Origin of the sequence: Levilactobacillus tujiorum (assembly GCF_012641185.1) — a bacterium.
Lineage (GTDB): Bacteria > Bacillota > Bacilli > Lactobacillales > Lactobacillaceae > Levilactobacillus > Levilactobacillus tujiorum.
Map to the genome: position 1 here is coordinate 44853 of NZ_JAAXLK010000003.1, position 12771 is coordinate 57623.

At 48.6% G+C, this 12771-nt stretch carries 17 protein-coding genes; all 17 read left to right on the top strand.

What is annotated here, in order from left to right:
- Positions 1-335 precede the first annotated feature (335 nt).
- The 17 genes from infC (at position 336) to HF569_RS02100 (ending at position 12543) form a co-directional block, all read left to right on the top strand.
- Positions 336-836 (top strand): translation initiation factor IF-3, encoded by a 501-nt coding sequence (gene infC / locus HF569_RS02020; RefSeq protein ID WP_057735460.1) that lies wholly within the window; start codon positions 336-338, stop codon positions 834-836.
- A gap of 53 nt (positions 837-889) precedes the next feature.
- The gene (gene rpmI, locus HF569_RS02025; protein WP_045806761.1) at positions 890-1084 is read left to right on the top strand and encodes a 50S ribosomal protein L35; all 195 of its coding nucleotides are present in this window, start codon (positions 890-892) and stop codon (positions 1082-1084) included.
- A 70-nt stretch (positions 1085-1154) separates the two neighbouring features.
- Positions 1155-1514 carry a 50S ribosomal protein L20 gene (gene rplT, locus HF569_RS02030; protein WP_057735409.1) on the top strand — a complete coding sequence of 120 codons (360 nt, stop codon included), beginning with the start codon at positions 1155-1157 and terminating at the stop codon, positions 1512-1514.
- Between the two features lie 603 nt (positions 1515-2117).
- Positions 2118-2660 carry a YqeG family HAD IIIA-type phosphatase gene (locus HF569_RS02035; protein ID WP_057735408.1) on the top strand — a complete coding sequence of 181 codons (543 nt, stop codon included), beginning with the start codon at positions 2118-2120 and terminating at the stop codon, positions 2658-2660.
- A complete protein-coding gene (yqeH, locus tag HF569_RS02040; RefSeq protein ID WP_168849475.1) occupies positions 2641-3783 on the top strand; it encodes a ribosome biogenesis GTPase YqeH in 1143 nt (380 codons plus the stop codon). Before HF569_RS02035 ends, yqeH begins: the two co-directional genes overlap by 20 nt.
- Positions 3784-3786: 3 nt before the next feature.
- Positions 3787-4110 (top strand): ribosome assembly RNA-binding protein YhbY, encoded by a 324-nt coding sequence (gene yhbY, locus HF569_RS02045; RefSeq protein WP_168901139.1) that lies wholly within the window; start codon positions 3787-3789, stop codon positions 4108-4110.
- 14 nt (positions 4111-4124) lie between these two features.
- The gene (locus HF569_RS02050; protein WP_168901140.1) at positions 4125-4757 is read left to right on the top strand and encodes a nicotinate-nucleotide adenylyltransferase; all 633 of its coding nucleotides are present in this window, start codon (positions 4125-4127) and stop codon (positions 4755-4757) included.
- Complete coding sequence (gene yqeK, locus HF569_RS02055; protein WP_168901141.1) at positions 4750-5358, top strand: bis(5'-nucleosyl)-tetraphosphatase (symmetrical) YqeK; 609 nt, start codon at positions 4750-4752, stop codon at positions 5356-5358. Before HF569_RS02050 ends, yqeK begins: the two co-directional genes overlap by 8 nt.
- Before the next feature lie 39 nt (positions 5359-5397).
- The gene (gene rsfS / locus HF569_RS02060; RefSeq protein WP_168849471.1) at positions 5398-5760 is read left to right on the top strand and encodes a ribosome silencing factor; all 363 of its coding nucleotides are present in this window, start codon (positions 5398-5400) and stop codon (positions 5758-5760) included.
- Positions 5757-6500, top strand: a complete 744-nt coding sequence (locus tag HF569_RS02065) for a class I SAM-dependent DNA methyltransferase (protein WP_168901142.1) — start codon at positions 5757-5759, stop codon at positions 6498-6500. Before rsfS ends, HF569_RS02065 begins: the two co-directional genes overlap by 4 nt.
- Positions 6501-6502: 2 nt before the next feature.
- Positions 6503-7651 carry a nucleotidyltransferase gene (locus HF569_RS02070; protein WP_168901143.1) on the top strand — a complete coding sequence of 383 codons (1149 nt, stop codon included), beginning with the start codon at positions 6503-6505 and terminating at the stop codon, positions 7649-7651.
- Positions 7652-7724: 73 nt separating this feature from the next.
- The gene (locus HF569_RS02075) at positions 7725-8279 is read left to right on the top strand and encodes a DUF177 domain-containing protein (RefSeq protein ID WP_168901144.1); all 555 of its coding nucleotides are present in this window, start codon (positions 7725-7727) and stop codon (positions 8277-8279) included.
- Between the two features lie 67 nt (positions 8280-8346).
- Complete coding sequence (rpmF, locus tag HF569_RS02080; protein ID WP_057735399.1) at positions 8347-8535, top strand: 50S ribosomal protein L32; 189 nt, start codon at positions 8347-8349, stop codon at positions 8533-8535.
- A 113-nt stretch (positions 8536-8648) separates the two neighbouring features.
- The gene (locus tag HF569_RS02085; protein ID WP_168901145.1) at positions 8649-9464 is read left to right on the top strand and encodes a Cof-type HAD-IIB family hydrolase; all 816 of its coding nucleotides are present in this window, start codon (positions 8649-8651) and stop codon (positions 9462-9464) included.
- Positions 9465-9483: 19 nt separating this feature from the next.
- Positions 9484-10122 (top strand): HAD family hydrolase, encoded by a 639-nt coding sequence (locus tag HF569_RS02090; RefSeq protein ID WP_168901146.1) that lies wholly within the window; start codon positions 9484-9486, stop codon positions 10120-10122.
- Positions 10123-10416: 294 nt separating this feature from the next.
- Positions 10417-11064 carry a matrixin family metalloprotease gene (locus tag HF569_RS02095; RefSeq protein WP_168901147.1) on the top strand — a complete coding sequence of 216 codons (648 nt, stop codon included), beginning with the start codon at positions 10417-10419 and terminating at the stop codon, positions 11062-11064.
- A 348-nt stretch (positions 11065-11412) separates the two neighbouring features.
- On the top strand, positions 11413-12543 hold the full coding sequence (locus HF569_RS02100; protein WP_168901148.1) for a GGDEF domain-containing protein: 1131 nt from the start codon (positions 11413-11415) through the stop codon (positions 12541-12543).
- The last annotated feature ends 228 nt before the right edge of the window (positions 12544-12771 follow it).

Here is a 12771-nt window from a genome sequence, read left to right on the forward strand (position 1 = left end):
GATTTGTGTTAAATATTGTTGTTTGGAAGATGCACCGGCTCAAAATGTGCTAGAGTAGTGACTCCCAAGGTGAACAGCGATTTATTTACAAACAGCCGTTGACACAAAACGTATCAGCTGGTATGATGGTTAAGTTGAGAAATTAAGCAGAGGCTTCCGCTTCTCGCCTTGTGGCTAACGCTGCTAGGCTGGATATGCACGTTAATCCGATTTAAGTATTGGATTTCTTGCGGGAGCCGTTTGATTTTCATCAAAGGTTCTCGCATTTTTTGTGAGTGAGATTCTGCAGTTCTCGGAGATTATTTTGGAGGTGGATTACCATAGCAAACGACACGATTGTCAACGAGGGAATTCGAGCACGTGAAGTACGGCTTATCGCTGGTGACGGCGAGCAATTGGGTATCAAGACCAAGCGCGAAGCTTTACAGATCGCCGAAGACGCAAACCTCGATTTAGTTCTGGTTGCACCGAAAGCTAAGCCACCAGTAGCCCGCATCATGGACTACGGGAAATACCGGTTCGAGTTGCAAAAGAAGCAACGCGAAGCGCGTAAGAAGCAAAAAGTGGTCAGTGTCAAGGAAGTTCGCTTGAGTCCTACCATTGATACCAATGACTTTAACACCAAGTTGAAGAACGCTAAGAAGTTCTTGGCTAAGGGTGAAAAGGTTCGGGTTTCAATCCGGTTTAAGGGTCGGGCAATTACCCATAAAGACATTGGTCGCGAAGTGCTTAATCGCATGGCAGCTGAAACGGCAGATGTCGCAACAGTTGTTCAACGGCCAAAGATGGACGGTCGGAGCATGTTCTTAATGCTTTCGCCCATCGCAGAGAAATAGTGTGAATTGATTGGGTAGCATTAGCTGCCGATTTAAGGAGGAAATTTCGTATTATGCCAAAGATGAAGACTAACCGCGCCGCAGCTAAGCGTTTCAAAGTGACTGCCAAGGGCGGTATCAAGAGTGCCAATGCTTACACGTCTCACCGTTTCCACGGTAAGACCAAGAAGCAACGCCGGAACCTTCGTGGTACCCGGATGATGAACGAAACGACTATTAAGACTTACCGTTCATTATTACAAAAGTAAGCGAGTCGTAGATTTTTCGGGTCGACGAAATGTCGACATAATGTTTGAATTGATTTAGGAGGAAAAGATTATGCCACGAGTTAAAGGCGGTACTGTTACACGCGCACGTCGTAAGAAAGTTTTGAAATTAGCTAAGGGTTACCGTGGTTCAAAGCACCGTTTATTTAAGGTTGCTAAGGACCAAGTCATGAAGGGTCGTCAATACGCCTTCCGTGACCGTAAAGCTACGAAGCGTAACTTCCGTAAGCTTTGGATTGCCCGGATCAACGCCGCAGCCCGGATGAACGGTCTGAGCTACAGCAAGTTAATGCACGGTTTGAAGTTAGCCAACATCGATGTTAACCGTAAAATGTTAGCTGATTTGGCAGTTAACGATGCTGCTGCATTCACTGCTTTAGCAGAACAAGCTAAGGCTGCATTGGCTGCTTAATTCAGTTAATGAGAAAGGGACTTCGCTGATAAGCGGGGTTCTTTTTTATTAGAGTGAGAGCCAAGGCGCTTAGATTTTGAGCATTAGGGAGCTAAGGGGCTTCTGTTCGGCTTAGCCGGACAGGAGTCACTTAGCTTGCTAAGCGCAGAAATCTGCCTTGGGGAACACGTTTCCGAGGCCGCTGGTTACCGAGTGAGAACTTCGAGAGATTGATTGAGACAAGATAATATTAACGTTCCGAGCCGGTGCTTAATGGGGTTAAGCGCAGGGACCTGCCTGACGACGCACGTTTCCGAGGCCGCTGGTTACCGAGTGAAAACTTCGAGAGATTGGCTGAGACAATATAACATTAACGTTCAGAGCCAGTCTTCATACAAGTATTATAGGCTTTGGATCTCATTAAGATTCTGAGGCTGAGCATACGAAATACATGCTCAATCAAGTAAACCGCTACCAACCGTACCGGGGATAGTCATCGCGTTTTGGGCCGACAATCGTTTCACATTCTCAGTCGTTTCGAGTGGTAAAGTCGGCGAAAATTGCGTATAATGAAATGCTAGACAGCCGGTAACGGCAAACGGACGAAGGGGGGCAGTCACCCGCATGGTTTCCGCATTCAAACCAACGTGGATGGTTACAAATATATATGATTTGACACCGGATCAGTTGAGAGCACATGGCATTAAGGCTGTGATGACTGATTTGGATAACACCTTAATTGCTTGGAATAACCCCGATGGCACGCCTGAATTACGGCATTGGCTAACCATGTTAGAAATGGCCGGCATTCAGGTCATTGTGGTGTCCAACAATAGCCGCGCGCGGGTTGACCGAGCCGTTGCACCTTTTAATTTACCTTATGTTCACCGGGCGCTTAAGCCTCTGACTTGGGGGATTCGGCGGGCACTACGCCGCTGGCACTTGCGCCGTGAAGAAGCGATTATGGTGGGCGATCAGCTCTTAACCGATGTGCTTTCGGCGCACCGAAGCGGCGTTCGCAGTGTCCTCGTGAAGCCGATTTTGAAGTCGGACGCTTGGATCACTAAGGGTAATCGCTTATTGGAAAAGGTTGTGATGTGGCGCTTGCGGCATGCATATCCAGAATTAACTTGGCAGGAGGATCTTAATGAACGAAAAACACACTGAACCCGTTTTAGTTGACGGTGAAGCTTTGCACTGTATCGGGTGTGGGGCAGAGATTCAAACGACAGACAAGACGGCACCGGGGTACACCCCGCAGTCAGCCTTAGACAAGGGATTAGAAAAGGAAGAGGTCTATTGTCAACGGTGTTTCCGCTTACGGCATTATAATGAGATTGTGCCAGTGGGCTTGACTGATGATGACTTTTTGAATTTGTTGACGCAAATTCAAGATGCCAACGCACTGATTGTTTACGTTGTCGACATCTTTGATTTTAACGGAAGTGTGATTCCTGGTTTACATCGGTTTGTCGGGGATAATCCGATCTTACTGGTGGGAAACAAGGAAGACCTGTTGCCTAGTTCTCTGAAGCGCAGCAAGTTGAAGGATTGGATTCGTCAACGGGCCAATGAACAAGGGTTGCGGCCAATTGACGTGACCTTACTGAGTGCTAAGACGAACCAATCCGTTGATCAATTGTTGACGATGATTGATAAGTATCGTGGTGACCGAGACGTTTACGTCGTCGGGGTTACGAACGTTGGTAAATCGACGTTGATTAATCAGATCATTCGGCAAAACACTGGGGTGAAGGATTTAATTACGACTTCACGATTCCCAGGAACTACGCTTGATAAGATTGAGTTGCCGTTGGATGATGATCACGTCTTGGTCGATACACCCGGGATTATTCAAAATCAACAGATGGCGCACTTCTTGGATGGTAAGGACCTTAAGATTGTGGCACCGCAGAAGCAGATTAAACCGAAGACGTATCAACTGAATGATCAACAGACGTTGTTCTTTGGTGGGGTCGCCCGGTTTGATTACACCAAGGGACCTAAGAGTGGGTTCATTGCTTACTTTGAAAACAACTTATATATTCATCGGACGAAACTGGAAAATGCCGACGACTTCTATGACCGGCAACTAGGTCAGTTGCTGACACCACCGCAACCAGAGAACAAGGATGATTTTCCACCGTTGGTCGCCCATGAATTTAAAACAACAGTTAAGAGTGATCTAGTCTTTGAAGGATTAGGATGGATTACGGTTCCAGCCGGTGTCAACGTTACGGGCTGGGCACCAGCAGGCGTCGGCGTATTGGTCCGACGCGCAATGATTTAATAGATGGAGGAAAACAACGTGTTACGAGGGAAACAAAAAAGATATTTACGTGCTCACGCACACGCCATGCATCCCATTTTTTCTGTGGGGAAGAACGGTTTGACACAGGTTTGGTTGGATCAATTGACTGGGGCGCTTGAAAAGCGTGAACTGATTAAGATCAATCTCCAACAGAGCGCCGAAGCGACGGTTGATGAGACGAAAGAATTCATCGAACAAGGAACGGATATTCAAGTCGTTCAAACTATTGGTCGCGTGTTGGTTCTTTACCGACCTGCAACGGATGAAGAAAACCAGAAGATTTCATCAGTCGTTGAAAATATGTAGGGGGTCTGGCAGTCGTGGTAAAAATTGCTGAACAAACGAGTACACAGGTAGCGACTCAAATGCAGGCGACCGCTAAGAAACGTCGCATTGGCATTCTTGGTGGGACATTTAATCCGCCGCATTTGGGACACTTAGTGATTGCCGATCAGGTTGCCACCCAGCTGGGACTTGATCAGGTTCTATTTATGCCCGATGCCGAGCCGCCGCATGTTGATCGCAAATTGGCCATTCCGGCAGCTGATCGGGTGGCCATGGTAGAAGCGGCAATTAAAGACAATCCGCTGTTTAAGCTGGAACTCACGGAGGTGCAGCGGGGGGGTAAGAGTTATTCTTACGACACTATGTTGCAATTAACCCGGGAGCATCCGGAGAACCAGTATTACTTCATCATTGGCGGTGACATGGTGGCTTATTTGCCAAAGTGGTACCGCATTGATGAATTGGTTAAGCTGGTTCAATTTGTGGGGGTTTGTCGCCAGGGCTTCACTCGTGAATCACCGTACCCCGTGTTATGGGTGGACGTTCCCAATATTGGGATCAGTTCAACGATGATTCGCGACCAGATTCGTCGAGGCCAATCGGTCCGCTATTTGGTGCCAACCATGGTGGATCTCTATATAAAGGAGCATCTGTTATACCGTGACTGAGTTAACGTATCACGCACAAATATTTCCTGGTACCCGCCAGGAGTTAATTGATCGTATCTCACAGCAATTACGGCCCAAGCGATTTCAACATGTGTTGCGAGTCGAGCAGACGGCGTTAGAGCTGGCAGAACCTAATCACGTCGATCTGGAACGGGCCAGCATTGCCGGACTGGTTCATGATTATGCTAAGCAGCGGCCGGATGCTGATTTTATTGCGGCGATCAAGGATTATCAGCTCAATCCAGAGCTACTACACTACGGGAATGCCATTTGGCATGGCGTGGTTGGTGCAGAGTTGATTAAACGAGAATTACACATTTACGATGAAGATATTTTGAATGCTGTTCGGCACCACACGACCGGGGCGGTCTACATGACGCCACTGGAACAGGTCGTCTATATGGCAGACTATATTGAACCCGCGCGAGATTTTCCGGGCGTTGATGAGGCGCGAGCCATCACCGCGAAAAATCTGGGGGCTGGCGTTGCCTTTCAAGCGCAACATACGTTACAGTACTTAATCGCTAACGGGCTACCCGTATACCCTAAGTCCTTAGAGACGTATAACGCTTGGGTACCGCGCTATCAGCATCATCAGTAATGAGACGAGAGAGTATCGAAATTTGAGAGGAGTACTTGCATGGATAGCAAACAAGTCTTAGAAATTGCAGTAAAGGCCGCTGAGAGTAAGCGCGCAGAAGATATGACCGCACTAGATATGCGGAAGGTCAGCCTCATGGCGGATTACTTCCTGATTGTCGACGCTAACTCTAGTCGGCAGATTCAAGCGATTGTCGACGAGGTTGAAGATCAAGTTAGTGCCAAGGGCGTTGCCATCAAGGACGTCGAAGGTAAGAATAGTGCCAACTGGATCTTGATTGATCTGGGAGATGTCGTTGTGCACGTCTTCCAAAAGGAACAACGGAGCCATTACAACTTGGAAAAGCTGTGGTCCGATGCCCCTGAAGTTGACTTGACGCAATGGGTAGAGGCGGAAGCATGATTTATCAGTCTTTTGCTGAGCTTTACGACGAATTGTTTGATCCAGCCATGTATGATCAATGGCTGGATTTTGTCGCTCAACGTGTCACGCCGACAGATGGCGAATTGCTCGATCTGGCCTGTGGTAGCGGACGTCTAGGCGTTTTACTGGCGCAGCAAGGGTATCAAGTCAGCGGTCTCGATCTTTCTGAGGAAATGTTGGCGTTGGCGGCTAAGCATGCGGAAGAGGCCCACGTGACCATGCCCTTAATGGCGGGAGATATGTTAGACCTCACCATGATTGGGGACTACCAAACGATTACATGTTTTGCAGATTCCTTCTGTTATCTTCCGGACTTGGCAGCTGTGACCGCAGCATTCCGTCAGGTTCACGATCATTTGACGGTTGGCGGTAAGTTCTTATTTGATGTCATTACGCCGCACCAAACGGATGATGTTTATCCTGGGTACATGTATAATTATGTCGATGACACGCGGGCCTTCATCTGGACCAGCTATGGCATTGAAGATGAGCCGCACGCGGCGGAACACGACCTCACTTTCTTCACTCAAAATGAAGAGACGGGTGACTATCACAAGGTAACCGAGCTCCATCATGAACGCACGTATGTGTTGACAGATTATCAGTCCGCGCTTAAATCCGCTGGGTTAACGTTACGACGGGTAAGTGCTGACTTTGGCGAATCTGAAGTGACCGCGGATACCACGCGTTGGTTCTTCGAGGTCACACGGGAGGCTTAGGCATGGCATTGCAAGCGGTGGGGATCATTGCGGAATACAATCCGTTTCACCATGGACACGCTTATCAGGTGGCTCAGGCTAAACAGCAGACGGGTGCCGATGTAGTAGTGGCTGCAATGAGCGGTAATTGGGTGCAGCGGGGTGAACCGGCACTGATGGATAAATGGCAGCGGGCACAAGCTGCGATCGCAGGCGGCGTCGATCTCGTTGTCGAATTACCCACGGCGATTGCCGTTCAACCGGCGCATTTATTTGCTGCGGGCGGGGTCGCCTTACTGGCGGCTTTAGACTGTCGGTGGTTAGCGTTTGGTAGTGAGCATCCCGATATGGACTATGAGCGGTTGATGGCCAACTTGCCTAGCGATCCGACCACGTTCAAACGGTTTGATCAAACCTATGCGTCGCTGTTTCAGGGTTACCTGCGTGAACAAACGGGGATTACCCTGAACGCCGCCAATGATATTCTGGGCTTCTTTTATGCCTTGGCTAATCGGCGGCAGGGGAATCCGTTGTCGTTATTGGCCTTGGCACGTAAGGGGAGTCAGCATAACGACCCAACCATCGCTACGGCTAGTCAGTTTGCCAGTGCGACCGCGATTCGAACGGCAGCTTTAGCTGGTGATTGGTCAGCGGTTGAACCGGTGGTACCGGCGACGACGCTAACTGCCTTGCAGCAGGCTCAACTGACCAGTTGGGCTGATTTCTGGCCGTTGCTTCGTTATCAACTGGTCAGTGGTGATGTGGCTGATCTGCGGCAGATGTATCAGATCACTGAGGGCGTAGAGTATCGGTTGAAGCGGGCAGCGTTAACCAGCGCCACCTTCGCTGAGTTTATGCACGCCGTCAAGACGAAGCGATACACGTATACGCGCTTGCAACGGCAGTCGGTTTATTTGCTCGGACAGATGAAGCCAGCCGAGATGCAGGCGGAACCGCAATACCTGCGGGTGCTGGGGTATTCAGCCACGGGTCAGCGCTACTTGCATCAGATTAAAAAGCAGGTGACCTTACCACTCGTTAGTCGCGCAGACCGGGATTGGCAAAAGGGTCCGGGAGCCCTTGACGATCGGTTGGGAGCCCTACGGACGTTAGTCACGGGGATTCCCCAGGATTATGGTCGAATTCCCGTAAAAATAACGCTTTCAGAGTGACTATCAAGGAAATTACCTTGACATCACATTTTTTGACAGGTATAATTTATCACGTTGCATTGGAGGGATTGCGATGAAATGGTCGTTGACCGAACTGCGAAAGAACCACCGAAATGATCCGTTGATGTTCGATGAAACCTTAGATTTAAAGGCAGATTTGATTGAACGTTATGGAAACGAGGTCTTAGACATTAGCCCCGTCCACGCGAAGGGAATTGCTTCCGTCGTTGGAAATGGGGATGTCGTTGTGGTCGCACAGGTAACGGCGGACTTAACGGTCCCGTCTAGCCGGTCACTTGCACCGGTTGATTTACCCGTCGACTTCAAGATGACGGAGTTTTACGTTTCTGACCCCACAGCAACCCAACGGTTTGAGAAGACCGATGTGGTGATGGTGGTCACCGATGACCAGATTAATTTGGATAAGGCCGTCGGGGATAACATTATTTTACAGATTCCGATGCACATTCTTTCTGACGCCGAACAACAAGGCGAAGCAATGCCAGCCGGTCAAGACTGGGAAGTTGTTTCCGAAGAGAACCTTGAAGCGGTGGAGAAAGAGAATCAACCAGTTGATCCACGTCTTGCAAAGTTAAAGGATTTCTTCCCTGATCAGGATGATCAATAATCGCCTTTGTAAGCCTTAAAAATTTTTTCACTAGTGGATATAATTTTATTTGAAGGAGGTGTTTTCTTTGGCTGTACCAGCACGGAAAACGTCTAAGACGAAAAAAGCTATGCGTCGTGGTCACATCAAGTTAACCACGCCTAATTTGACTGCTTGCCCTAACTGTGGTGAATTACGTAAGTCACACATGGTTTGCCCAAGTTGCGGTTTCTACGATGGCCGTCAGGTCGTTGCGGTTAAGAACGCAAACAACTAATTTAATTTAGTTCGAAAAACTCCCATGAAGTCCGCGGCTTCTGGGAGTTTTTTTGCGTCTTTTCCCGTAAAAAAGGTATAATGACGTCATTAATGAAATTGAGGAGTGAAATTTTGGCAATTAAACTAATCGCGACCGATTTAAACGGCACGCTGCTTCATGATGACCAGACTTTCAATCAATCTCTGTTCAAGCAGACCTTGCAAGATCTTAAGGCAAGGGGCATTAATCTAGTGCTATCCTCGGGTAATCAGTTTGCGCATTTGGAGACATTGTTTCATGAGGTGATGGCGGATAATCTCGCAATTGTCGCCGAGAATGGGGCGTCAATCTACCTTCAAGGTCAGCAAGTCTTTGATGGGAGCTTAAGCCCAGAACAAGTTCAGCACTTTGTGACGGTTGACCGGCGTCAGGATTTTCTTAAGTCGACCTACGTGATTTTGGTGGGTCAACGGGGCTCGTATACTGAGGCCGGCGCCCCCCAAGTCTTAATTGATGCGGCAGAAAAATTCTATGACAATTTGCAACAGGTCACGGACCTAAGTGCCGTTGATGATCGCATCAAGAAGATCAGTATTTCCGCTGCACCGGGTCAAGCAGCTAAGTTGGTCGCTGATTTGAATGAGTATTTTGCGGGTCACTTGCAGGCTCATGACAGTGGCTATGGGGTCGTCGATGTTGTGGCGGCTAACGTTGGCAAATTGCCAGCGGTCCAGTGGCTCGCGGAACGCTGGCACGTCGCAGCCGATGAAATCATGGCGTTTGGTGACGGAGCAAATGATGTACCCTTGCTACAATTTGCCAAGCACAGTTGGGCGATGCTAAATGCTCCAGATGAAGTTCAGCGCAGCGCTATGCGGGTAACGAGCGTGGATAACCAGCATGATGGAGTTTTAACGACGATTCAAGCGGCTTTAATGGTGATTTGACGCGAACGTAGGAGGTAAGATGGATAACTTTTTCTTTGATTTCGACAACACGCTCGCTGATTCCAGCAATGTTGCGGTTATCGCCACGCAGCGGGCCTATCAGGCTCGGAATTTAGCGATTCCCACTCGAGCGGCCATTGTTGATTATATGGGGGTACCCATTGAGGTGTCTTTTGCTAAAATGGCGCAGGAAACTTTGTCGGCAGCTGAGTTGGACGCATTATTCACAGAATTTCGACAACAGTATCAGCAGGCCGAGCGGACGGGCATGACCATTTTTCCAGGGATGGCAGCGACCATTGATACGTTGAAGACACAAGGCAAGCAACTCTTTGTGGTGTCGAGTAAGCATTCGGTACCACTGCAACGTAATTTGGAACAGATCGGTCTCGGCCAGTCGTTTACCGCAATCTGTGGGTCCGACATGGTGGCCCACTACAAGCCAGCACCGGATGGTATTCTGAATTTGCTGACGCGCTTTGATCTTGATCCTCAGCGTAGCGTGATGATTGGAGACGCCAAGTACGATATTCAAATGGGGCGTCGGGCTGGTGTGGCGACGGCAGGGGCTATGTGGGGCGCTGCTGATCCGGTAGCCGTGAAGGAAGAGCAACCAACCTATGTATTGGCAACCCCAGCAACACTGTTAAATTTATAAGAAGTTAACGCCGGGTCACGAGACCGCGGCGTTTTTTTGTACAGCGAGGGCGATCGCTAATAAGTGGAAAATTTTTCCAAAAAACCAGCGAACTCTCATAATTAAGGTCAGGGCTGGTTACGGGGGAGCCAATCAACGTCAAAAATTAAAATATAATGATGTTTATAATACGCCCTGTCAAATTTAACCGGATTTGGCCATTTTCGTGCGTCGGCAGGACGATTCTGCTATCTTTTCATGGCTAAGACGGCTAAACTAGTTATCAATGAACCAAAATAAAGGAGATTTGCCAGTATGTGGAAACGACGACTGCTACTGATGGGACTGGTAGCAGCGATTATGCTGTTAGTACACTTGGGACTGCCACACTTAGGATTCTCACAGGCACGGGTGAGTCGCGTGGTTCGTCAACTGGAAACGACGCTGCCAGGGGGACAAGACCATGCAGGAACGCCGGTGGAACGGATCGTCGCGGAGCACCCGTTACGGGCGGTCTATTACTACCATTTTGCGGCTAGCGTGCCGGTTAATGTTCGGCCAGTCTTTGAAGAAGCCGTGGCGATTTACAATCGGACGGGCGTTGTGAAGCTCGTCGCGGGTCAGCCCGGCCAGCACCAGAATGGGATTACCTTCTTTACTTATCATCGAGCGGAATCCGGGCAGCAGCCTGACTTTCTCGAATTGGGTGAAGGAGGACCGGAAATTCGCCGTTATGTGGGGCTGGGGGCCTATACCATCAATCGTGCCAAGGCCGGACTGAACTTAGCTCATCCGCAGGCGGGCATTCGTTCCTCAGTGGCGCTGCATGAACTGGGCCATGCGGTGGGGTTGGACCACAGCAAGAGTCGGCAGTCGACCATGTATCCACTAGATCAAGGCCACTTACGACTCTCCTCGGCCGATCTTAAAACACTCAGGGTGTTGTATAAACAGAATAGTTAAGTAGCAAGCACGGCTAGTCCTTTGGCCGTGTTTTTGTTCGTGGTCAAGAGATAGTTCCATTTCGCCTTACTGGTCATCTTGGGCAACATGGTGGTCCCTTCGCCTTACCGGTCGGCAGATATGGACTGAAACGCTGAGGTGTAGGACGATTCGTGCGGGAAAATGGTTAGTGAAGTTAGAGAAGTACTTCCTTTTTACTGTTTATTGGATTAACATATAGTTTATCCTATCAATTTTCAGTTAAAATTATATACATCGCCCAAGATGCACTGATGGTAAGCCGTAAGGTTCTACAGATACCGGCGCATGATTGGACAGAATGTCGTCTAATAAGGAAGGGGTTTACCAATGACGTGGTCACAGTGGCAGGTACCACCATTTGTATCGAGTATTTTCTTTATCCTAGGGGTATTTACCTTGTACTGGGTGACGTTTAATTGGTTAGACTCTTGGTGTCATCGGCACCACGTGGGTATTGCGGATGATGTGATCAATGGCTGGTACGGTGTGATTTATATGTTGGTCTTTGTTTTCAGCATGCAAACGCCAATTTTGGGTCAAGCTAGTGCGTGGGAGTTCATGAACTTTCAGTTGTTGGCGGTTATCTTTTGTGCGTACTTTTTGAATATTCACATTTCTTATTACCTATTTCCACCAATCATTCTGGCCTATATGATCTTTAACCAGTCACTCGGGTATTGGCAGTCCTGGGGGCATGCGATCACACTAGTTGCCTTCTTCATAGCCATGAATTGGATTAGACGGTGGCATCATAATCAGCGGTATGCTTGGCTGGCTTATATGGGAGTGGCGATTCCGTTCGGGGGCCTGCTATGGTTATGGATGAAATTCAAGTTCGACTTTAGCTGGCAGACGTTTCAAGAGGAGTGGCTGTACCTGGTGATCTTTGAAATGTTGCTCTACGTCTACGTGGATATGATTACCCATGACGGTGAACAGAAGATTCGGTTGGCCCGGCTGGCAAGTCACGATACGTTGACGGCGACCGGTAACTTTTCGGCCTACACGTCAGATGCCGAATTTTATTTTAAAGAAAGCCTGCAGTCCGGTCGGTCGTTAGCGATGGTGATGTTCGATATTGATCACTTCAAACAAGTGAATGATACGTATGGCCACTCGGCAGGAGATGCAGTGCTCCAGCAAGTGGCAGCCACGGTCCAACGAGTGCTGAAGCGAACGGATCCGAAGATTAAATTCTACCGGACCGGGGGCGAGGAATTTAATCTCTTGTTTCCGGGGTACGATGCCCAGCAAGCTAAGGCGGTGGCAACGACGATCTTTGATGCCATCAATCAGCTGAAGGTGCATACCGAAGAACAGGTCATCCAGGTGACACTTTCCATGGGGGTTTCTACGGTCGTTGCGACAGATGAATCGCCGATGGATTTTTACAATCGTGTCGATCAGAATCTGTATTATTCCAAGCAACACGGGCGTCATCAGATTACAGTAGCTTGACTAGAAAATGACAGGAGTTGGGACAGTTTCAGCTCCTTTTTTGATGCCAAATTACAGAAAAATGGTGAGGTTCAGTTACGCTCAAATTATAAATTTTAGATGATGGGTGCAAGAAACGAGGGATTTTTGAAAAGTGGAGCATAACAGTAGGGTAATTGACCTTCCTTTGGTAGACTGGTTAGTAGAAAGTAATCAGTGTCTGATCCCAGACAATTGGTAAAATTTTTT

Excerpts from the sequence above, each read along its gene's own strand:
- rpmI (WP_045806761.1), top strand. The coding sequence starts at position 890 with ATGCCAAAGATGAAGACTAACCGCGCCGCAGCTAAGCGTTTCAAAGTG.
- rplT (WP_057735409.1), top strand. The coding sequence starts at position 1,155 with ATGCCACGAGTTAAAGGCGGTACTGTTACACGCGCACGTCGTAAGAAA.
- HF569_RS02035 (WP_057735408.1), top strand. The coding sequence starts at position 2,118 with ATGGTTTCCGCATTCAAACCAACGTGGATGGTTACAAATATATATGAT.
- yqeH (WP_168849475.1), top strand. The coding sequence starts at position 2,641 with ATGAACGAAAAACACACTGAACCCGTTTTAGTTGACGGTGAAGCTTTG.
- yhbY (WP_168901139.1), top strand. The coding sequence starts at position 3,787 with ATGGAGGAAAACAACGTGTTACGAGGGAAACAAAAAAGATATTTACGT.
- rsfS (WP_168849471.1), top strand. The coding sequence starts at position 5,398 with ATGGATAGCAAACAAGTCTTAGAAATTGCAGTAAAGGCCGCTGAGAGT.
- HF569_RS02065 (WP_168901142.1), top strand. The coding sequence starts at position 5,757 with ATGATTTATCAGTCTTTTGCTGAGCTTTACGACGAATTGTTTGATCCA.
- HF569_RS02070 (WP_168901143.1), top strand. The coding sequence starts at position 6,503 with ATGGCATTGCAAGCGGTGGGGATCATTGCGGAATACAATCCGTTTCAC.
- HF569_RS02075 (WP_168901144.1), top strand. The coding sequence starts at position 7,725 with ATGAAATGGTCGTTGACCGAACTGCGAAAGAACCACCGAAATGATCCG.
- HF569_RS02090 (WP_168901146.1), top strand. The coding sequence starts at position 9,484 with ATGGATAACTTTTTCTTTGATTTCGACAACACGCTCGCTGATTCCAGC.
- HF569_RS02095 (WP_168901147.1), top strand. The coding sequence starts at position 10,417 with ATGTGGAAACGACGACTGCTACTGATGGGACTGGTAGCAGCGATTATG.
- HF569_RS02100 (WP_168901148.1), top strand. The coding sequence starts at position 11,413 with ATGACGTGGTCACAGTGGCAGGTACCACCATTTGTATCGAGTATTTTC.